At 60.7% G+C, this 19,838-nt stretch carries 16 protein-coding genes; 11 read left to right on the top strand and 5 right to left on the bottom strand.

Annotated elements, in window-relative coordinates:
* Positions 1 to 114 precede the first annotated feature (114 nt).
* The 4 genes from QD461_RS01395 (at position 115) to QD461_RS01380 (ending at position 8,221) form a co-directional block, all read left to right on the top strand.
* Positions 115 to 3,312, top strand: a complete 3,198-nt coding sequence (locus QD461_RS01395) for an efflux RND transporter permease subunit (protein WP_414086145.1) — start codon at positions 115 to 117, stop codon at positions 3,310 to 3,312.
* A gap of 273 nt (positions 3,313 to 3,585) precedes the next feature.
* Positions 3,586 to 4,470: an NAD(P)-dependent oxidoreductase gene (locus tag QD461_RS01390; protein WP_414086144.1), complete on the top strand. Its 885-nt coding sequence runs from the start codon at positions 3,586 to 3,588 to the stop codon at positions 4,468 to 4,470.
* A gap of 7 nt (positions 4,471 to 4,477) precedes the next feature.
* Positions 4,478 to 6,262: an IlvD/Edd family dehydratase gene (locus QD461_RS01385; RefSeq protein ID WP_414086143.1), complete on the top strand. Its 1,785-nt coding sequence runs from the start codon at positions 4,478 to 4,480 to the stop codon at positions 6,260 to 6,262.
* Between the two features lie 126 nt (positions 6,263 to 6,388).
* On the top strand, positions 6,389 to 8,221 hold the full coding sequence (locus QD461_RS01380) for an EAL domain-containing protein (RefSeq protein WP_414086142.1): 1,833 nt from the start codon (positions 6,389 to 6,391) through the stop codon (positions 8,219 to 8,221).
* Here QD461_RS01380 and QD461_RS01375 read toward each other — a convergent pair.
* On the bottom strand, positions 8,184 to 9,206 hold the full coding sequence (locus QD461_RS01375; RefSeq protein ID WP_414086141.1) for a YeiH family protein: 1,023 nt from the start codon (positions 9,204 to 9,206) through the stop codon (positions 8,184 to 8,186). The two genes, QD461_RS01380 and QD461_RS01375, sit on opposite strands and share 38 nt — an antisense overlap.
* Positions 9,207 to 9,320: 114 nt before the next feature.
* On the opposite strand from QD461_RS01375, the gene QD461_RS01370 reads away from it, so the two are divergent.
* Entirely contained in the window at positions 9,321 to 10,262 is a 942-nt protein-coding gene (locus QD461_RS01370; RefSeq protein ID WP_414086140.1) for a LysR substrate-binding domain-containing protein, read from the top strand.
* A 34-nt stretch (positions 10,263 to 10,296) separates the two neighbouring features.
* Here QD461_RS01370 and QD461_RS01365 read toward each other — a convergent pair whose 3' ends face one another.
* Positions 10,297 to 11,106, bottom strand: coding sequence for a DeoR/GlpR family DNA-binding transcription regulator (locus tag QD461_RS01365; RefSeq protein WP_414086139.1), 810 nt, complete (start codon positions 11,104 to 11,106; stop codon positions 10,297 to 10,299).
* Between the two features lie 308 nt (positions 11,107 to 11,414).
* Here QD461_RS01365 and QD461_RS01360 point away from each other — a divergent pair, with 308 nt between their 5' ends.
* Both QD461_RS01360 and QD461_RS01355 read left to right on the top strand, forming a co-directional pair.
* On the top strand, positions 11,415 to 12,293 hold the full coding sequence (locus QD461_RS01360) for a phosphotransferase (RefSeq protein WP_414086138.1): 879 nt from the start codon (positions 11,415 to 11,417) through the stop codon (positions 12,291 to 12,293).
* 9 nt (positions 12,294 to 12,302) lie between these two features.
* Positions 12,303 to 14,750, top strand: a complete 2,448-nt coding sequence (locus tag QD461_RS01355; protein ID WP_414086137.1) for a GcvT family protein — start codon at positions 12,303 to 12,305, stop codon at positions 14,748 to 14,750.
* A 128-nt stretch (positions 14,751 to 14,878) separates the two neighbouring features.
* Here the strand turns inward: QD461_RS01355 and QD461_RS01350 are convergent, their stop codons facing one another.
* Both QD461_RS01350 and QD461_RS01345 read right to left on the bottom strand, forming a co-directional pair.
* Positions 14,879 to 15,232 (bottom strand): hypothetical protein, encoded by a 354-nt coding sequence (locus tag QD461_RS01350; protein WP_414086136.1) that lies wholly within the window; start codon positions 15,230 to 15,232, stop codon positions 14,879 to 14,881.
* 130 nt (positions 15,233 to 15,362) lie between these two features.
* Positions 15,363 to 15,902 (bottom strand): AAA family ATPase, encoded by a 540-nt coding sequence (locus QD461_RS01345; RefSeq protein WP_414086135.1) that lies wholly within the window; start codon positions 15,900 to 15,902, stop codon positions 15,363 to 15,365.
* Positions 15,903 to 16,104: 202 nt separating this feature from the next.
* Between QD461_RS01345 and QD461_RS01340 the strand changes: the two genes are divergently transcribed.
* The 4 genes from QD461_RS01340 (at position 16,105) to QD461_RS01325 (ending at position 19,321) form a co-directional block, all read left to right on the top strand.
* Complete coding sequence (locus QD461_RS01340) at positions 16,105 to 16,809, top strand: inner membrane-spanning protein YciB (protein WP_414086134.1); 705 nt, start codon at positions 16,105 to 16,107, stop codon at positions 16,807 to 16,809.
* An 87-nt stretch (positions 16,810 to 16,896) separates the two neighbouring features.
* On the top strand, positions 16,897 to 17,598 hold the full coding sequence (gene ung / locus QD461_RS01335; RefSeq protein ID WP_414086133.1) for a uracil-DNA glycosylase: 702 nt from the start codon (positions 16,897 to 16,899) through the stop codon (positions 17,596 to 17,598).
* A gap of 164 nt (positions 17,599 to 17,762) precedes the next feature.
* The gene (locus tag QD461_RS01330) at positions 17,763 to 18,695 is read left to right on the top strand and encodes a VOC family protein (RefSeq protein ID WP_414086132.1); all 933 of its coding nucleotides are present in this window, start codon (positions 17,763 to 17,765) and stop codon (positions 18,693 to 18,695) included.
* Between the two features lie 14 nt (positions 18,696 to 18,709).
* Entirely contained in the window at positions 18,710 to 19,321 is a 612-nt protein-coding gene (locus tag QD461_RS01325; RefSeq protein WP_414086131.1) for an alpha/beta hydrolase, read from the top strand.
* A 48-nt stretch (positions 19,322 to 19,369) separates the two neighbouring features.
* Here QD461_RS01325 and QD461_RS01320 read toward each other — a convergent pair whose 3' ends face one another.
* Positions 19,370 to 19,795 (bottom strand): hypothetical protein, encoded by a 426-nt coding sequence (locus QD461_RS01320; protein ID WP_184702895.1) that lies wholly within the window; start codon positions 19,793 to 19,795, stop codon positions 19,370 to 19,372.
* Between the last annotated feature and the right edge of the window lie 43 nt (positions 19,796 to 19,838).

Raw genomic sequence — 19,838 nt, 5'->3', positions numbered from 1 at the left:
GCCTTCTGCCCGAGGGCAGAAGGCCGACATTCCGAAATCTCATGATCTGCCGGCGGCTCTCAACTCGTCGAACAGCAATTTTGAATCCGTTCTCACCCCAGAGGGGGCTTTGATATGAACATCTCCAGATTCTTTGTCGACCGTCCGGTCTTTGCCGGTGTTCTTTCGGTCCTCATCGTGGTCGCCGGCCTGATCGGCCTCAGAGCGCTGCCGATCTCCGAATATCCAGAGGTCGTGCCCCCGTCGATTGTCGTGCGCGCCACCTATCCCGGCGCCAACCCGACCGTCATCGCCGAAACGGTGGCGACGCCGCTCGAAGAGCAGATCAACGGCGTCGAGGGCATGCTCTACATGTCCAGCCAGGCGACATCAGACGGCGCTCTCAACGTGACGGTCACCTTCAAGCTCGGCACTGACCCGGACAAGGCGCAGCAGCTCGTGCAGAACCGCGTTTCGCAGGCCGAGCCGCGCCTGCCCGCGGAAGTCCGTGCCCTCGGCATCACGACCGTCAAGAGCTCGCCCAATTTCATCGTGGTCGTCAACCTCGTCTCGGACGGGGCCGACCACGACATCACCTATCTGCGAAACTATGCGACCCTGAACATTAAGGATCGGCTCGCCCGGATCGAAGGCGTCGGGCAGGTGCAGGTCTTTGGCGCCGGCGACTACTCCATGCGCGTGTGGATTGATCCGCAGAAGGCGGCCGAGCATAATCTTGCCGCCAGCGACATTAGCAATGCGATCAGCTCGCAGAACGTCCAGGCTGCGGCTGGCATCATCGGTGCCTCACCCAGCCGGCCGGGCGTGGATCTGCAACTCAACGTCAATGCCCAGGGTCGCCTGCGCACCCCTGAGGAGTTCGGCAACATCATCGTCAAGACGGGCGCCAACGGCGAGATTACCCGCCTTCGCGACATCGCCCGCGTCGAGCTCGGTGCGCAAGACTATACGCTGCGTTCGCTGCTCGACGGCAAGCCGGCCGTCGCTGTCGCGGTTCTCCAGGCGCCCGGTTCGAACGCGATCGAAATCGCGAATAACGTGCGCTCGACCATGAACGTGCTGCAGCAGGCCATGCCTGCGGGTGTTAAGTACGAGATCGTCTACGACACGACGAAATTCGTCCGTGCCTCGATCGAGAAGGTGATCGACACGCTGCTGGAAGCCATTGCGCTCGTCGTCCTCGTCGTCATCCTGTTCTTGCAGACATGGCGCGCCTCGATCATCCCGCTGATCGCCGTCCCGGTGTCGATCATCGGCACTTTTGCGGTGATGTATGTCTTCGGCTTTTCGATCAACGCGCTTAGTCTGTTCGGCCTGGTGCTGGCGATCGGTATCGTCGTGGACGACGCGATCGTGGTGGTCGAGAACGTCGAACGTAATATCGAGAACGGGCTCAGTCCGCGAGACGCTACCTACAAGGCCATGAAGGAAGTTTCCGGTCCGATCATCGCGATCGCGCTGGTCCTCGTCGCGGTCTTCGTGCCGCTAGCCTTCATCTCCGGCCTTTCCGGCCAGTTCTACCGCCAGTTCGCGCTGACGATCGCCATCTCGACCGTCATCTCGGCGTTCAACTCGCTCACCCTGTCTCCGGCACTGGCATCCCTGCTCCTGAAGGGCCACCATGCGCCGAAGGATCGGTTGACACGGATCATGGACGCGGTCTTCGGCTGGTTCTTCCGCGGCTTCAATCGGGCGTTCGGAGCTGGTTCGAAATACTATGGTAAGGGCGTCGGCGGCCTGTTGTCGCGCAAGAGCATCGTCATGGTGATCTATCTCGCGTTGGTGGGAGCAACCTATAGTCTGTTTGCAACGGTTCCAGGCGGTTTCGTGCCATCGCAGGACAAGCAGTATCTGATCGGCTTCGCACAGTTGCCGGATGCCGCAAGCCTCGACCGTACGGAAGACGTGATTAAGCGCATGACGGACATTGCGCTTAAGCAGCCGGGCGTCGCCAATGCGATCGCCTTCCCGGGCCTGTCGATCAACGGCTTCACCAATTCCTCGAATGCCGGCGTCGTTTTCGTGACGCTGAAGGACTTCGACGAGCGCAAGACGCCGGACCTTTCTGGCGGGGCGATCGCCATGGCACTGAACCAGAAGTTCGGCGTCATCCAGGATGCCTTCATCGCCATGTTCCCGCCGCCGCCGGTCAACGGTCTCGGCACGACAGGCGGCTTCAAGCTGCAGATCGAGGATCGCGCCGGCCTCGGCAACCAGGCGCTCGACCAGGCAGCCAAGGCAGTGATCGGCAAGGCCTACCAGACACCGGAACTCACCGGCATCTTCTCGAGCTTCCAGATCAACGTGCCGCAGCTCTTTGCGGATCTCGACCGCGCCAAGGCCGAACAGCTCGGGGTCTCCGTCACCGACGTCTTCCAGGCGCTGCAGATCTATCTCGGTTCGCTCTATGTGAACGACTTTAACGCCTTCGGCCGCACCTACAGCGTCCGCGTGCAGGCCGATGCCAAGTTCCGCGCTCAGCCGGAAGATATCGGCCAGTTGAAGGTCCGTTCGGCATCGGGTCAGATGATCCCACTTTCAGCCCTGCTGAAGGTGAACGCCACGACCGGTCCGGAACGCACGAACCGTTATAACGGCTTCCTGGCGGCCGACATCAATGGCGGCCCAGCGCCCGGTTTCTCGTCAGGCCAGGCACAAGCGGCGATCGAGAAAATTCTGCACGAGACGTTGCCGCCCGGCATAGACTTCGAATGGACGGACTTGACCTACCAGCAGATCCTGGCCGGCAATTCCAGCGTCGTCGTCTTCCCGTTGGCGCTGCTGCTGGTCTTCCTCGTGCTGGCCGCCCAATACGAGAGCCTGACCTTGCCGCTCGCCATCGTCATGATTGTGCCGATGGGCGTCTTGGCGGCTCTGACCGGCGTCTGGCTCACGGGTGGAGACAACAACATCTTCACCCAGATCGGCCTGGTGGTGTTAGTGGGCTTGTCGGCGAAGAATGCGATCCTAATCGTGGAATTTGCCCGCGAGCTGGAGTTCGAAGGCCGCACACCGGTTCAGGCCGCGATAGAGGCTAGCCGCCTGCGTCTGCGCCCGATCCTGATGACCTCGATGGCCTTCATCATGGGTGTCGTGCCGCTTGTCACCTCGACCGGTGCCGGTGCGGAGATGCGTGCGGCCATGGGTGTCGCGGTGTTCGCAGGCATGATCGGCGTCACCTTCTTCGGCATCTTCATGACGCCGGTCTTCTACGTGTTGATCCGCAGGCTGACGGGCAACCGTCCGCTGAAACAGCACCACCACAACGACAACGAACATTCGGCGGAGGTACTCCCGATCGCCGCCGAATAGGGGCCGCGCCGAGCGGTACTCCAGTGCTCGACGCGCCAAGGGCGGGACCGTAAGGTCCCGCCCATTCTGTTTTGAAGCCGTTGCGGCCGCGCTTTCGAAGAATTTTCCGTTGGGGTGCCGATTTTCTTTGCATGGCGGCACCATAGGTTTATCAAGCTCTTGGATGAATTGATGGACGTACGTCGGGCTGATGGAGCAGCTCGTTGGCGCAAGGACCGAAACAGCGATAGCATGCTGTCGCAAGGTCCGCGTGTTCCATTCGGAGGATAGGCTATGGGCGGCAGGAAGATCGCGTTTCTCGGTACGGGATTGATGGGCGCGCCGATGGTGCGGCGGTTGCTGGCCGCCGGCTTTGCGGTGACCGCGTGGAATCGCGACCGGAGCAAGGCGGAGCCGCTGGCCGCTGATGGCGCGATCGTTGCCGATACGGCGGCGGAGGCGGCGCGGGGAGCCTCGGTGCTGTTCACCATGCTCACCAATGGCGGCGCCGTCGGTGAGGTTCTGTTCGGCAGCGGCGTGGCTGACGCTCTGGAAATCGGCGCCGTGGTCATCGACAATAGCTCGATACCGCCGGCCACTGCGCGCGAACATTCCTTCAAGCTCGCCGAGCGTGGCATCAGGCATATCGATGCGCCGGTTTCAGGCGGTGTCGTCGGTGCGGAGGCCGGGACGCTTGCGATCATGGCCGGCGGCGACGCCGATGTTATCGACAGCGTTCGTGATGTCATGGCACCGCTCGGGCGCGTGACACGTGTCGGGCCGAGCGGCACCGGACAACTAGCAAAACTCGGCAATCAACAGATCGTTGCCGTTACGGTTGGTGCCGTTGCGGAGGCGATGCTGCTGGTCGAAGCCGGCGGCGGTTCGCGCGAGGCCTTTCGCAATGCCATTCGCGGCGGCTTTGCCGAGAGCAAGATCCTGGAACTGCACGGTCAGCGCATGATCGAACGCAGCTTCGAGCCGGGCGGAACCGCCCGCATACAGCTGAAGGATCTCGATATGATCCTCGCTACGGCCAGCGGCCTATCTCTGCAACTCCCTCTGACCGAGACGGTTAGGGCCGAATTTGCGGAATTCGTCGAGAATGGTGGCGGGGAGCTGGATCACAGCGCCTTGCTGCAGCACCTGGAAGACAAGAATGCCCGAGGAAAGGCTTGAGAAAGAGATGAGCGATAAAGTTGTATCCAAGCGTCGTCTGCGTTCGCAGGACTGGTTCGACAATCCGGATCATATCGACATGACGGCGCTTTATCTCGAGCGTTTCATGAACTACGGCATCACGCCGGAGGAGCTGCGGTCGGGCAAGCCGATCATCGGTATCGCTCAGAGCGGCAGCGATCTCACGCCGTGCAACCGCCATCACCTCGATCTCGCCAAGCGCGTGCGCGACGGCATTCGCGATGCCGGCGGCATTCCGATCGAATTTCCGACCCATCCGATCTTTGAGAACTGCAAGCGCCCGACCGCGGCGCTCGACCGCAATCTTGCCTATCTCGGCCTTGTCGAAGTGCTTTACGGCTATCCGATCGACGGCGTTGTGTTGACGACCGGCTGCGACAAGACCACGCCCTCAGCGCTGATGGCCGCCTCGACCGTCAATATTCCGGCGATTGTTCTCTCCGGCGGCCCCATGCTCGATGGTTGGCATGATGGTGAGCTTGCCGGCTCGGGCATGGCGATCTGGCGCTCGCGCCGCAAGCTGGCGGCTGGCGAGATCGACGAAGAGGGCTTTCTGGAGGCGGCGCTCGCCTCAGCTCCTTCTGTAGGACATTGCAACACGATGGGAACGGCCTCGACCATGAATGCCATGGCGGAGGCGCTCGGCATGTCGCTGACGGGCTGCGCCGCCATTCCCGGCGCCTATCGCGAACGCGGTCAGATGGCCTATCGCACCGGGCGGCGTGCAGTCGAGCTGGTGCTTGACGATATCAAGCCTTCGGACGTGCTGACGCGCGAGGCCTTCCTCAATGCCATTAGGGTCAATTCTGCCATCGGCGGCTCGACCAATGCGCAGCCGCATTTGGCCGCCATGGCCAAGCACGCCGGTGTCGAACTTTACCCCGACGACTGGCAGGTGCATGGCTTCGACATCCCGCTGCTGGCCAATGTGCAGCCGGCGGGTGCCTATCTGGGCGAGCGCTTTCATCGCGCTGGCGGCGTTCCGGCTATCATGTGGGAGCTGCTGCAAGCCGGCAAGCTGGATGGAAGCTGTCCGACGGTCACGGGCCGGACCATGGCGGAAAACCTGAAGGGGCGGGAGACGGGCGACCGCGAGGTCATCCGCCCATTCGCCGAGCCTTTGAAGGAGCGTGCCGGCTTCCTCGTGCTCAAGGGCAATCTGTTCGATTTCGCCATCATGAAGATGAGCGTCGTCTCCGAAGATTTCCGCAGCCGCTATCTCCAGGAGCCGGGCCACGAAGGCGTGTTCGAGGGCAGGGCGGTCGTCTTCGAAGGGTCGGAGGATTATCACAAGCGCATCAACGATCCGGAGCTCGGTATCGATGAGAGGACCATTCTGGTGATCCGCGGCGCCGGGCCGATCGGCTGGCCTGGATCTGCCGAAGTCGTCAACATGCAGCCGCCGGATGCGCTGCTCAAGCGCGGCATCCGCAGCCTTCCCACAATCGGCGACGGACGCCAGTCGGGTACGGCCGACAGTCCCTCGATCCTCAACGCCTCGCCCGAAAGTGCTGCCGGGGGCGGGCTTGCCTGGCTCAGGACCGGCGATGTGATTCGCATCGATTTCAACCATGGCCGCTGCGACATGCTGGTTGATGAGGCGGAAATCGAGCGGCGCAAGGGGGATGGCATCCCAGCCGTTCCGCCCGACGCGACGCCGTGGCAGCGTATCTACCGCCGCTCGGTCACGCAGCTTTCCGAAGGTGCCGTGCTCGATGGGGCCGCCGATTTCCGCGATATCGCCGCCACCCCGCCGCGGCATAATCACTAACGGGGTGCAGGTTCGATCCCTTCGCGCATGTGATCGAACTGCCGTTAAAGTTAGCGAAACTGGAGTAGTGCAAGTTAACCGAGTTGCAGTTATGTAATCTCTCCAGTTTCCGAAGGGAGGGGCTCTTTGGCAGAGGTGGTATCCGGGCGGACCGAAGAGGAGTTCCAGGACCTGTTGAGGAGGCTGGAGCTGGCGCTTGACGCGTCCCAGATCGGCGTTTGGCAACATAATGTCGATGACAAGGAATTGCTTTGGGATCCGCAGATGCACAGGCTCTACGGAACCGGTCTTCAGGATCGCAAAGTATCGTCCGATGTCTGGATGAAGTCGCTTTACCCCGAGGATGTCGAGAAGGCGCTCCGCGACTTCCAGATCGCGCTCGACGCGCGTGGTTTTTACAATTCTCAGTTTCGCATCGTCCTTCCGGGCGGCGAGGTTCGCTACATCCGCTCGCGGGCGCATTTCTACGAAGATCTTGACGGCGCGCCGTCCTTCATTGGCGCCGAATGGGATGTGACCGCCGATATCCTGCTCAATCGGGAGCTAACAAGCCAGAAGGCGATTGCCGAGGCACGCGCGGTAGCGCTCGAGCAAAGCCGGACCCGCATCGAATATGCGGCCGATCACGATTACCTTACCGGTCTGCCCAATCGGCGTTACCTCGATCGGCGGCTTGCCGAATTGCGCAGGGATGCGGTGATTGAAACCCTGGCCGTACTTCACATCGACATCGATGGCTTCAAGGAGATCAACGATAAATGGGGGCACGCGGCCGGCGACGCGACGCTGCAGAGTGCCGCGGCCCGCATCTCTGCTGCGATCACTGCCAACGATATCGTTGCGCGGGTGAGTGGTGACGAATTCGTGGCCGTGTTGGTCAATGTCGGCAGCGCGGAGCGACTGGCAGGTATCGTGAACGATATCCTTTCGCGACTGCGGCGCGAGGTGCGCTTCGGCAACGAGATGCTGCGGATCGGTGCATCCATCGGTGTGGCTTTGAGCTTGACCGGCAACGCAGCCAATCTGCTGGCGGAATCGGACGTTGCGCTTTTCCAGGCCAAGAAGCTCGGCCGCAATCGAGCTGAGTTCTTCACTCCCGAACTCCAAGCTGATCTGCATGCCGAACGCCGACTGGCTGACGAGTTGCGGCTGGCACCGGTGCTGCGGCAGATTGAGCCCTTCTATCAGATTCAGGTGGACGCGCGCAGCCGCCGCATCGTGGGGTTAGAGGCACTGGCACGATGGCGGCATCCGGAGAAGGGGCTGCTTAGTCCAGCCGCTTTCCTCAAGGTGGCGGACGAATATGGGCTGACCGCCGAGATCGACGCTGCCGTGCTAAAACGTGCGCTGGCTGACCGGGCTACATGGGTTTCCCGCGGTCTCGTGCCACCGCGTATCGCCGTCAATATTTCCGGGCGTCGGCTTGCCGATCCGGACCTGATTGAAGGGCTGGAGGCGCTGAAGATACCGCGCCATGCCATTGCCTTCGAACTCGTGGAAACGATCTTCCTCGACGATCCCGACGACAGCGTGCTCGCCAATATCGATGGTATCAAGAAGATGGGGATCGATATCGAGATTGACGATTTCGGCTCGGGCCACGCTTCCCTGATCGGGTTGGTCAAGCTCAAGCCCAAGCGGCTGAAGATCGATCGGCAACTGGTGACGGCGGTGCCGGTGTCGGACGAGCAACGTCGCCTTGTCAGCTCTATCGTCGATATCGCGAGGGCCTTGAATGTCGAAGTCGTCGCCGAAGGCGTCGAGACAGAAGAGCATGCGCGCATTCTGGCGGAGATCGGCTGCGATGAGCTTCAGGGCTACGCTATCGGTTATCCTTCTGCGGAAGCCGAGGTCGCAGCCCTGCTGAAATCGGCTCATGCGAAGAGCAGGAGCCGATCGCCTGTTGCCGGCCACGGCCGCACTACTGGATCTGCAACGCGACGATCAAACCGTAGCTGATAGCACCCAGCATCAGCAGCGACAGCGTGGCTGCAACGATGACCCGGCCGCCTGCATGGGCCACGGAGCGCACGTTTACCGACAGGCCGAGTGCCGCCATGGCAATCACGGTCAGGATGCCGGACACGGTTTCCATCGGCGTGATCAGGGCCTCCGGAATAAGCCCGAAGGAGCGCATCGCCATCAGGCCGAGGAAGCCGCAGATGAACCACGGAACCAGCGAGGGGTGACGACCGCTTTTTCCATTCGCGTCGGTCGTTTCGACCTTGGTGATGATGCCGAGCAGGAAGATGACGGGTCCGAGCATCAGCACGCGGATCAGCTTGACCAGAGTGCCGGTCTGCACGGCAAGAAGGCCGACGGGAGTGGTGGCCGCAAGCACCTGCGGGACGGCGTAGACGGTCAAGCCGGCCAGCGTGCCGTATTGCGGGACGCTCATGCCGAAATGGAAGTAGAGAAACGGCAGGAGGAAGACGGCGGCGATGCCCAGCACCGCAGTGAAGGCAAGTGCTGCGGCGATCTCCTGCGAGTCCGCTTCGATCACGGGGGCGACGGCGACGATAGCGGAATTGCCGCAGATCGAATTGCCGCAGGCAATCAGCGTTGCAAGTTTCGGCGGCAGGCCGAGCAGCCGCCCGATCACATAGGTAGCGGCAATCGAAAGCACCACGACGACGGCGATGCCTGCGATCAGCCAGACGCCTGCGCCGCGAATCGCCGAAAGGCTGATGGAGGCGCCGAGGAGCACAATGGCGATTTCAAGAAGGATCTTGGCGCTGAAATCGATACCGGGTTTCATGGATGGCTTCAGCGGCTTGAATGTGCAAACGGCAATGCCGAGGGCTATGGCGAGCACCAGGCTTTCGATCCACTGGCCGCCGAGCAGGCCGACCTCCACATGCTCGCCGGCATAGGCGGCGATTGCGACGGCACAGGTGAGTGCGAGGCCGGGCAGGATCTTGTTTGTGTTTTGAGCTACTGACATGCGGTGCCGCCATTCTTCTTACGATGTATTGACGGCTGGAAAGTCTCATCTGCTCTTGTCGACTTCCATCGAATATTATCCTATGTTTCGTTCGATAAATTAGAATGATTTCCCATGACCTTTGAGCAGCTCGCAATTTTTGTCGCCGTCGCCGAACGCGAACATCTGACCAATGCGGCGGAAGCCATCCACCTGACGCCTTCGGCCGTCAGCTCGGCGATCAAGAACCTCGAGGCCTATTACGGGGTGGAGCTGTTTCATCGCGTTGGCAGGCGGATCGAGTTGACAGAGACGGGACGGTCTTTCCTGGGAGAGGCCAAAGCGACGCTTGCCCGTGTGCGTTCGGCGGAGCTTATGCTGTCCGAACTTGGCGGCCTGCAGCGCGGCCGGCTCAGCCTCTATGCCAGCCAGACGATTGCTAGCTACTGGCTGCCGCCCTTGCTGATGCGGTTTCAGCGTGACTACCCCGGCATCGAACTGGACCTTACCATCGGCAACACGCGAACCGTGACCGAAGCCGTTATCGACGGTGCGGCGGAACTGGGTTTCATCGAGGGTGAGGTGGATGCGCCGGCGCTATCGATGAAGATCGTCGCGCAGGATGCGCTTGTCGTCGTCATCCCACCGCATCATCCCTGGGCCGACGGGCGGCAGCTTTCCATAACAGACCTCGTGACGGATACATCCTGGGTGATGCGTGAGGAGGGGTCGGGCACCCGTTCGGAGTTCGAAAACGCTGTTGCCAAGCTCGGCGCCTCGCCGCGCGACCTCAAGATCGCGCTTGTGCTCCCGTCGAACGAGGCCGTGCTGTCCGCAGTCTGCGCCGGTCAAAGCGCAGCGGCGATCTCCAGCGCGGCGGCGAAGGCCTATCTCGGGCAGGGATTGCTGGTTCAGTCGGCATTCGATCTCCCGGCTCGGAGCTTTCGCCTGCTGCGTCACAAGGAGCGTCATGCCAGCAAGGCTGCCCAAACATTGGAAACCATGTGCAAGAGCTACCGCAAATACGCAAGCTTCGAAGCGGATGGGAAGGGCGAAGGGGCGGGCGAGAACAGCTGACGTGAAATCCAGAGGCAGGTGAGCCTGTGAGGCTCTAGAGACGTTCAATTCGCTGGCGGTTGGCGATTACCAGTTCGATCTCGTTGCGCTCCAGCATGGCGCTAATGTCGGCCGGCGGTGCGTCGTCGGTGACCAGCGTGTCGAAGCTCGACGGTTCGTTGAGGATGATCGGGGCGCTGCGACCGAACTTGGCGCTGTCGGCAACGATGATGCAGTTTTCCGCGCGGCTTGCCGCTTCCCGCGAATATTCCGCTTCTTCCAGATCGTGCAGCATGAAGCCGGATGTGGCGTTGATGGCGCCGACCGAGAGGATGGCGTGGCGGATATTGAAGCGGCGCAGAAAATTGGCGGCTTCCATGCCGAAGGCGCCGCCATCATGGCCACGCAATTCGCCGCCCGCGAAGAAGACGCGGTTGCCGTTGCGGGTGGCAAGCGCGTGTGCCACCGACAGGGCGTTGGTGACGACGAAAAGCTTCTGATGTTTTTGCAGGGCAACGGCGATGAAGGCCGTGGTGGAGCCGACATCGAGGAAGAGCGTATCGCCGTCTTCGATCATGGCCGCCACCGAAGCGGCGATCATCCGCTTGGCTTCGGCATTTTCATTCATGCGCAGGTGCAGCGGCGGCTCGATCATCGAGTCCTTGATATGGACGCCGCCATGCACCTTGGTGACGAGACCGTTGGCTTCGAGGCTGCGGATGTTGCGGCGGATCGTCTCTTCCGAAACGCCAAGCCGCTCGGCCAGGAACTGAATGCGGCTGGCGCCGCCGGCCAGCCGGAGCTCTTCCAGAATCTCGCGCTCGCGATGATTGCCGTGAAGCGGTGGTTGGGACATGCCCGACATGGTCCTGATCCTATTGAGCGTATGATCCCAAGACTGTTGCAGCATCCGGATCGAGCAGGCAGCGCCGCCAAAGCGGCATCAAGGTTTGCAAATCAATCCGATCGCCTCGCGATGCAGTTTTTAAGGCAAATCTCACCTACGGTGAAGCGCTGAATTCACATTATCCATCATTCATTCAATTGAGATTTACGCTCAAATCCAACAAAAAGCCAAATATTCGTTTCATTTTGTGGATTGGTCTTGACAGCGGGTTGTTTGTGAGGAACCTTTCCATCCAGAGGATGCTGAGCAGTAGCGCCGGAGGGGGAATGACTGCGACGCCGGAAGACAGGATATATTCTCTCGGCATCTGGTACGGGCCGATCGAGATCGCGCCGCTTGTGGGCGGCATCACCAATCGCAATTATCTGGTAGACAATGCAGGGCGGCGTTTTGTCGTGCGATTGGGTTCGGATATTCCCGTCCACCACATCAGCCGCACCAACGAAGTGGCGGCAAGCAGGGCCGCCTACGCGGCGGGTCTTTCGCCTGCCGTTATCCATCATGAGCCCGGCATATTGGTGCTCGATTATATCGACGCAAAGCCGCTGTCTGCCGAGGACGTCCGCGATCCCTCATCCATGGCGCGGGTCGTTTCACTCGTCCGCTCCTGCCATCGCGATGTCGCGAGGCACTTTCGCGGGCCGGCGGCGATCTTCTGGGTCTTCCATGTGGTCAGGGACTATGCGGCGCTTCTGGAGGCTGGCGGCAGCCGGCACAGGCCGCTCTTGCCGTCCTTTCTGGATATCGCCGAGCGACTGGAGCGCGCAGCCGGACCTTTCGAGATCGCCTTCGGCCACAACGATCTGCTGGCGGCGAATTTCCTCGATGACGGCAAGCGGCTCTGGCTGATCGATTGGGATTATGCCGGTTTCAACACGCCGCTTTTCGATCTCGGCGGGCTCGCCTCCAACAACGAGTTCTCCGAGGCGCAGGAAGAGGCAATGCTGGAGGCTTACTATGAGGCTCCCCTCAGCGATGATCTGCGCCGACGTTACCAGGCCATGAAATGCGCCTCGCTCTTGCGCGAGACGATGTGGAGCATGGTTTCGGAAATCCATTCCGACATCGAATTCGATTATTCTTCCTATACAGCTGAAAATCTGCGGCGCTTCGAGAGTGCCTGGCAGAGCTTTCGCAACTCTTGAGGTGACACGATGAAGGAACTGCCTGCTACCGCCAAGACCGTCGTCATCGGCGGCGGCATTATCGGCTGCTCGACGGCCTACCATCTCGGCAAGCTCGGCTTCACCGATACGGTGCTTCTGGAGCGCAAGAAGCTGACTTCGGGCACGACGTTCCATGCCGCCGGTCTCGTCGGCCAGCTGCGAACCAGTGCCAACATCACGCAGATGCTTGGCTATTCCGTCGACCTCTACAAGAAGCTCGAGGCAGAGACGGGGCTTGCCACTGGCTGGAAGATGAATGGCGGCCTGCGTCTTGCCTGCAATGAGGAGCGGTGGACAGAGGTGAAGCGGCAGGCGACGACGGCACAGTCCTTCGGCCTGCAGATGCACCTGCTGACGCCCCAGGAGGCGCGCGATCTCTGGCCGCTGATGGATGTCGACGACCTTGTCGGCGCAGCCTTCCTGCCGACCGACGGGCAAGCCAATCCCTCCGATATCACCCAGGCGCTGGCGAAGGGCGCTCGCATGAGCGGTGTGTCGATCTTCGAAGACACCGAAGTTCTCGATCTGGAGATCGACAAGGGCCGGATCCGCGCCGTCATCACCGAGAGGGGCCGCATCGAATGCGAGCGCGTCGTCGTCTGCGCGGGGCAATGGACGCGGACTTTTGCAGGCCGCTTCGGCGTGAACGTGCCGCTTGTCTCGGTCGAGCATCAATATCTCATCACCGAATCCTTCGGCGTGCCCTCCAACCTGCCGACACTGCGCGATCCGGACCGGCTGACCTATTACAAGGAGGAGGTCGGCGGGCTGGTCATGGGCGGCTATGAGCCGAACCCGATCCCGTGGGCGCTCGACGGCATTCCCAAAGATTTCCATTACACACTGCTCGACAGCAATTTCGATCATTTCGAGCAGATCATGGAGCAGGCGCTGGTGCGCGTGCCGGCGCTGCAGACGGCTGGCGTCAAGCAATTGCTGTGCGGTCCGGAAAGCTTTACGCCTGATGGCAATTTCATTCTCGGCGAAGCGCCTGAGTTGAAGAATTTCTTCGTCGGTGCCGGCTTCAACGCTTTCGGCATCGCCTCGGCCGGCGGGGCAGGCATGGCGCTGGCCGAATGGGTCGCCAAGGGTGAGCCGCCCTACGATCTTTGGCCGGTCGATATCAGACGCTTCGGGCGCCCGCATTTCGATACGGACTGGGTGCGGACTCGAACGCTGGAGGCCTATGGCAAGCACTACACCATGGCATGGCCTTTCGAAGAGCACTCCAGCGGCCGTCCCTGCCGCAAGTCACCGCTTTACGACCGGCTGAAGGCGCAGGGCGCCTGCTTCGGCGAAAAGCTCGGCTGGGAACGGCCGAATTGGTTTGCCGACCTCTTCGCCGGCGAGGAGCCAAAGGATGTCTATACCTATGGCCGCCAGAACTGGTTCGACGCAGTCGGCCGCGAGCATAAGGCTGTTCGCGAGGCGGCTGTAATCTTCGATCAGACCTCCTTTGCCAAATTCGTGCTGAAGGGCAGGGATGCCGAGGCTGCAATGTCGTGGATCGCCTCCAACGATGTTGCAAAGCCCGTTGGTTCTTTGACCTACACGCAGATGCTGAACGACCGCGGCGGCATCGAATGTGATGTTACCGCTGCCCGCGTCGCCGAGAACGAATTCTACATCACCACTGGCACCGGCTTTGCGACCCACGACTTTGACTGGATCGCCCGGAATATTCCGCCCGAAATGCATGCGGAGTTGGTGGACGTAACTTCCGCTTACTCCGTGTTGTCGCTGATGGGGCCGAAGTCGCGCGAGATATTGCAGGCCGTGACCTCTGCCGATGTTTCGAACGCGGCGTTCCCCTTCGGCAAGGCGAGGACCGTCGGCATTGCCGGCTGCCCCGTCCGGGCGCTGCGTATCACCTATGTTGGCGAACTCGGCTATGAGCTGCATGTGCCGGTGGAGTATGCCGCTACTGTCTATGATGTACTGATGGCGGCTGGCCGTGAACATGGCCTTGTCAATGCCGGTTATCGCGCCATCGAAAGCTGCCGTCTCGAGAAGGGCTATCGCGCCTGGGGTTCCGATATCGGGCCGGACCATACGCCGGTCGAAGCCGGGCTTGCCTGGGCGGTGAAGACGAAAAAGGACGTCGCCTTCCGCGGCCGAGAGGCGATCGAGCGGCAGCTTGCCTCAGGCGTGAAGAAGATGCTTGCCTGCTTCGTGCCTGACGATCCCGAGATCGTGCTCCTCGGCCGGGAGACAATCTATCGCGACGGGCAGCGCGTCGGCTGGCTGTCGAGCGGCGGCTATGGCTACACGGTGGGCAAGGCCATCGGCTACGGCTATGTCCGCGATCCCCGCGGCGTGACGGAGGATTTCGTGCTGTCAGGCCGTTACGAGCTCGATGTCGCGCAGAGCCGCGTGCAATGCCAGGTGTTGCTGAAGCCGCTCTATGATCCGCAGATGGCGCGGATCAAGGGGTGAGCGCAGGCAGGCGAGGTGGCACCCCTACAGGGCAGGAGCCGGGTACCGGGAATGCTACCCGCTCGCCATGCGCTAATTTGGCCGAGCCGGGCTATATCTTATGGTTTTCATCAAGGTCGCCTTCGCGATCACTTCGAAGACTGCCCCGTGTTTTGGCCGCCATCCCTGTTGGTCCAATAATGGTCTGATATCTTCTGATTGTTATCGATGATGCTTGCGGCGATATCAGGATTCCCGCCGATGAACGTTTCAGGATCGGCGCCGCATAGAAGAAGGAAAAGCTTCTGGTGGGCGACCGCCGCAAAGTACTCGTAAGCCGGCGGCCGTTCCTGTGATCCAACGGATTTCAGCTCGTCAGCCGCCTGTTTGCTTGCATGCTCGAGCGCTTGATAGATCGTTGTCAGCATAGCCTGTTCGGCCCGCTCCTGAATATCTCCATACTGTTTCTGATCCGGCGTCGGAATAGGGCAGCTTTCGCTCACTGTGTGCATCTCCTGGTTGAGTGTTTCATTTGCTAAGATAGGCGACTGCCATGGGATTACGTCTGCTTGGGCCGGCGGAGGAGATTTCGCCGAGCTAGGTCTTCAGGTATGGATCGCCACAACCATCCCATTATCGCCGAGCGGGCAAGTCCCAAGCCCGGTAAAGGCTATTGAGCGCTTTCGCTGTGTGGCACTCCACCATCGGCAACTCCGATGCCTGGAGGATTTTTGCGTATTTGGTGCCGCTGTCGCGGGTTTTGACAAGGATCCACTGAACCATCTCCCATTTGATGCTGTCCCTGGCGCCTTCGAGATGTCCGGCTCGGTTCGCGCTGTTGAGAAGCGTGCGCTTGATATAGCGGGTGAAGCGCAGCCAGTGGTTCGAGGTTATGAGGATGGCGCCGGTAGCGCGCGCCAAGCGCTGCGGCATCAGGCGCGTGTAGTTGCCCTCCATGATCCATTGTTCGCCAAGGATCGCCGCATCGTGCAGCGCGGCAAACTCCGCTTCGGGGCGCTGCTGCCAATCCGTATAGGGCAGGTGATGCAGCTGATCGAGATGGACGGTTGGAAAGCCAAGCTTTTTGGAAAGCGCAACCGCAAGGGTTGACTTGCCGGCATTGGAAGGGCCGAGCACGACGATGCGCTCGCCAAGGGAATGCAAGGGAAGCATGGGGCACCGGTCGAAAAAGCGGGATGAATTCCATTGGCTGAAGCGGGTGCGATTGTCAACGATCTGCAACCCTGCCGCTGTTATTGATGGTTCTCCGCGAAGAAGATCGGCCCCAAACCGGATGAGAGCTGGAAAAGGGGGCTGCTTGGCGCCATGCCCTAACCTGGCTTGTTCTTGCAATGGGGTGACCCCGTAGACATCCTTGATCGCGGCAATCCGGTGCTCTATGAAATTTAATCTATATCGAAATGAGAGCCAGGGTGCAGTGAGAAGCTTTTTCAATGCGGCCAGGCTGCTGCTTGCGGATCTAGCCTCAAGCTTGTTGTTCGTCATTTTGCTGTCGTTGACACACAACGCCACGCTTGCGACCTGTCTGGCGATCGCGCTCGGTCTTCTGCAGATCGGAGTTCAATTCATTCGAGGCAAGCCCATCGAGGTCATGGAGTGGCTCAGCCTCATTCTGGTCATTGCCGCCGGTGTGGCAACGCTGTTGACGGACGATCCGCGTTTCGTGCTGTTCAAGCCGAGTATCATCTATGCGATTGTGGCCATCGTGATGCTGAAGCCAGGTTGGATGAACCGGTATCTGCCGGCGATCGTACGCACGGTAGCGCCCGATGTCGCCACTTATGTGGGCTTTGCCTGGGCCGGCCTGATGTTCCTGTCCGCTGCGCTCAATGCATTCATTGCTATTGCCTTTGATCTCTCCACATGGGCGGTTGTCATGCCAGCCTTCGCCACCGGCAGCAAAGTGGTGTTGATGTTGGCCGGATTTGTCGCGATTCGCCTCACAGTAACGCGACGCATGCGCGCCATGCCCGAGGCTGAACGTAATGCTCTGCTGGTCTCGACAGGGGAGAGGCCGCAATCGCCGTTGTCTGCAACGTCCGCCACCGGAAAGCTGTGATCTGCATGCTGCAATGGAAGTCCTTTCCTTGACTTGCCGGCACTTTCGCCCTCAATCGAACTGCTGACGAAGATGGAGGCATGACCAATGGCGGAAGCGAACATCAAGCTTGAAGAAAGCTGGAAAGAGGCATTGTCGCCGGAGTTTGCCAGCCCATACATGGATGAACTCAAGGCTTTTCTTGTCGAGGAAAAGCAGCGCGGCAAAGTGATCTTTCCTCGCGGCAGCGAGTATTTCCGGGCACTGGATCTGACGCCGCTTGATGAGGTACAAGTCGTCATCCTCGGGCAGGATCCCTATCACGGGATGGGCCAGGCGCATGGGCTCTGCTTCAGCGTGCGTCCCGGCGTGCGCGTTCCGCCGTCGCTGGTCAATATCTACAAGGAGCTGGAGGCCGATCTCGGCATCCCGCCGGCCCGGCATGGCTTTCTTGAAAGCTGGGCGAAACAGGGCGTACTTCTGCTCAACAGCGTGCTGACGGTGGAAGAATCGCAGGCCGCCTCGCATCAGGGCAAGGGCTGGGAACGCTTTACCGACGCCGTCATCCGTAAGGTCAATGACGAATGCGACGGCGTCGTCTTCATGCTGTGGGGCTCCTATGCGCAGAAGAAGGCCGCTTTCGTCGATACCGAGCGGCACCTCGTCTTGAAATCCGTGCATCCGTCGCCGCTTTCGGCCCACAACGGCTTCCTTGGCTGCCGGCATTTCTCCAAGGCCAATGCCTATCTGGCCGAGCAGGGCAGGGATCCGATCGACTGGGCGCTGCCGAGCAATCCCGAAGCGCAGTAAGACATAGCCTTCCCGTTTTAGCTCATCAGTGAACGATGAAAATTTGTCGTTCACTTATTGAAGACAATCCGTTTGGCTATTGAGGGCTATCGAAACAGGCCCCGGAAGACCATCTTCTGCCCATGAGAAACGCCTGCCGGTGCAGGCGAGACAAGGGGTTTAAGATGCTCAACCAGATCAAAGGTCTTCACCACGTTACCTCGATGGCGGAAGATGCCCGCACCAACAACAAGTTCTTCACGGACACGCTCGGCCTGCGCCGCGTCAAGAAGACGGTGAATTTCGACGCTCCCGATGTCTATCACCTTTACTATGGTGACGAGATCGGCACGCCCGGCACGATCATGACCTACTTCCCGTTCCCGAAGATGGCGCGCGGTCGCCCGGGTACCGGCGAAGTCGGCAATACGGTCTATTCCGTTCCGGAAGGTGCCATCGGCTACTGGACCGAGCGCCTCGGCCAGCATGGTGTCGAGGGCCTGAAGGCCGATGAATCCTTCGGCCAGAAGCGCCTGCATTTCGCCGGTCCGGACGGCGACGGCTTTGCTCTCGTCGAGGTCAAGGACGACAAGCGTCAGCCCTGGACGCATAACGGCGTCGATGCCGAACATGCCATCCGCGGCTTCCATTCCGTTGCCATGCGGCTGCGGGACGAGGGTGCTACGGCCGAGTTGTTGAAGTACATGGGCTACGAAGTCGTCGATACGCATGAAGGCATCAAGCGGCTTGCCATTCCCGGCGGCAACGGTGCCGACTATGTCGACCTCGAAACCATGCCGAACATCAACCGGGCGCTTCCAGGTGCCGGCTCCGTCCACCATGTTGCCTTTGCCGTCGACAACCGCGCAAAGCAGCTCGAAGTGCGCAAGGCGCTGATGGACACGGGCTATCAGGTCACGCCGGTCATCGACCGCGACTACTTCTGGGCGATCTACTTCCGCACGCCGGGCGGCGTGCTGTTCGAAGTCGCCACCAATGAACCCGGCTTCGACCGCGATGAGGACACGGCCCATCTCGGCGAAGCGCTGAAACTGCCCGAGCAGCATGCGCATCTGCGCGGCCTGATCGAGCAACATCTGGAGCCGTTGGAAGGCTAATCGGAGGAAGGATTATGACCGCTATGAGTTATGTGCACCGGCTGAAGGCCGGTGCATCCGGAAAGCCGATCTTCTTCACGTTCCACGGCACCGGCGGCGACGAGAACCAGTTCTTCGATTTTGCTGCCCGGCTGCTGCCGGAGGCGACCATCGTATCGCCGCGCGGCGATGTCTCGGAACATGGTGCAGCGCGCTTCTTCCGCCGGACGGGGGAGGGCGTTTATGACATGGCCGACCTTGCCCGGGCTACGGAAAAGATGGCGAGTTACGTCTCGGGTCTTGCGGCGGAATATGGGGCGTCACAGGTAATTGGCCTTGGTTTCTCCAATGGCGCCAATATCCTCGCCAACGTACTGATCGAACACGGCGATCTATTTGACGCCGCCGTCCTGATGCATCCGCTTATTCCATTTCAGCCGAAAGATAATGGCCGGCTGCAGGGCAAGCGTGTGCTGATCACCGCGGGTGAACGAGACCCGATCGCGCCCGCACCAGTCACCCAGGCGCTGGCCGATTACTTCGTCCAGCAGGATGCACAGGTAACGCTCGACTGGCATCCAGGCGGGCACGATATCAGGCCCAATGAAATCGAGGCCATCCGCACTTTCCTTGCGCCCTACGCGTAAGGACGACTAACCCCGGCCGCGGTACAGTTCAAGCTGTTCCGCGGCCGGCTATTTGCCGATCTGCTGCAGCATCGCCTTTGCCTGCGAGGCGGCTGCGAGCTTTCCTTTTTCGTCGAGATAGGCCGTTCCGCAGAAGCGGTTGAGGTTGATGGCATCCATATCGTCGGGTTGAGGATGTCTGGCGTCGGCAATGATCATGCGCCACGCGCAGCCGAGCATCTTGTCGGGTTGGATTGCCTCGTCGCAGCCGGTGCTCAGGCAAAGAGCAACGTGCTTCTGTGCCCGATATCCGCCCGCGATTGCCTCTTCATACTCGGCTTTCCACTGGTTGCGCGTATGCTGGCACCGGGCGGGATTGCTGCTTTGGCTGCATTGCACGGTCGTATCGACATAGGTCTCGGCTGGCGGCCACATGGGGCCGTCTACCAAGCTGACGCAGCCGCACGCGAACAAGGTGGCTGACAGCAGACGCAACTGATTCTCCCTCGATCGAAACCGAGCAGACCGTAGAGCGGTG

It is taken from the genome of Rhizobium sp. BR 314, from assembly GCF_047445805.1.
Taxonomy (GTDB): Bacteria; Pseudomonadota; Alphaproteobacteria; order Rhizobiales; family Rhizobiaceae; genus Rhizobium; species Rhizobium lusitanum_B.
Note: the sequence above shows the minus strand (reverse complement) of the source record. Positions and strands in the feature narration are given on the sequence as shown.

Coding starts and splice junctions, on each gene's coding strand:
- QD461_RS01395 (WP_414086145.1), top strand. CDS start 115: ATGAACATCTCCAGATTCTTTGTCGACCGTCCGGTCTTTGCCGGTGTT.
- QD461_RS01390 (WP_414086144.1), top strand. CDS start 3,586: ATGGGCGGCAGGAAGATCGCGTTTCTCGGTACGGGATTGATGGGCGCG.
- QD461_RS01385 (WP_414086143.1), top strand. CDS start 4,478: ATGAGCGATAAAGTTGTATCCAAGCGTCGTCTGCGTTCGCAGGACTGG.
- QD461_RS01375 (WP_414086141.1), bottom strand. CDS start 9,206: ATGTCAGTAGCTCAAAACACAAACAAGATCCTGCCCGGCCTCGCACTC.
- QD461_RS01370 (WP_414086140.1), top strand. CDS start 9,321: ATGACCTTTGAGCAGCTCGCAATTTTTGTCGCCGTCGCCGAACGCGAA.
- QD461_RS01365 (WP_414086139.1), bottom strand. CDS start 11,106: ATGTCGGGCATGTCCCAACCACCGCTTCACGGCAATCATCGCGAGCGC.
- QD461_RS01360 (WP_414086138.1), top strand. CDS start 11,415: ATGACTGCGACGCCGGAAGACAGGATATATTCTCTCGGCATCTGGTAC.
- QD461_RS01355 (WP_414086137.1), top strand. CDS start 12,303: ATGAAGGAACTGCCTGCTACCGCCAAGACCGTCGTCATCGGCGGCGGC.
- QD461_RS01345 (WP_414086135.1), bottom strand. CDS start 15,902: ATGCTTCCCTTGCATTCCCTTGGCGAGCGCATCGTCGTGCTCGGCCCT.
- ung (WP_414086133.1), top strand. CDS start 16,897: ATGGCGGAAGCGAACATCAAGCTTGAAGAAAGCTGGAAAGAGGCATTG.
- QD461_RS01330 (WP_414086132.1), top strand. CDS start 17,763: ATGCTCAACCAGATCAAAGGTCTTCACCACGTTACCTCGATGGCGGAA.
- QD461_RS01325 (WP_414086131.1), top strand. CDS start 18,710: ATGACCGCTATGAGTTATGTGCACCGGCTGAAGGCCGGTGCATCCGGA.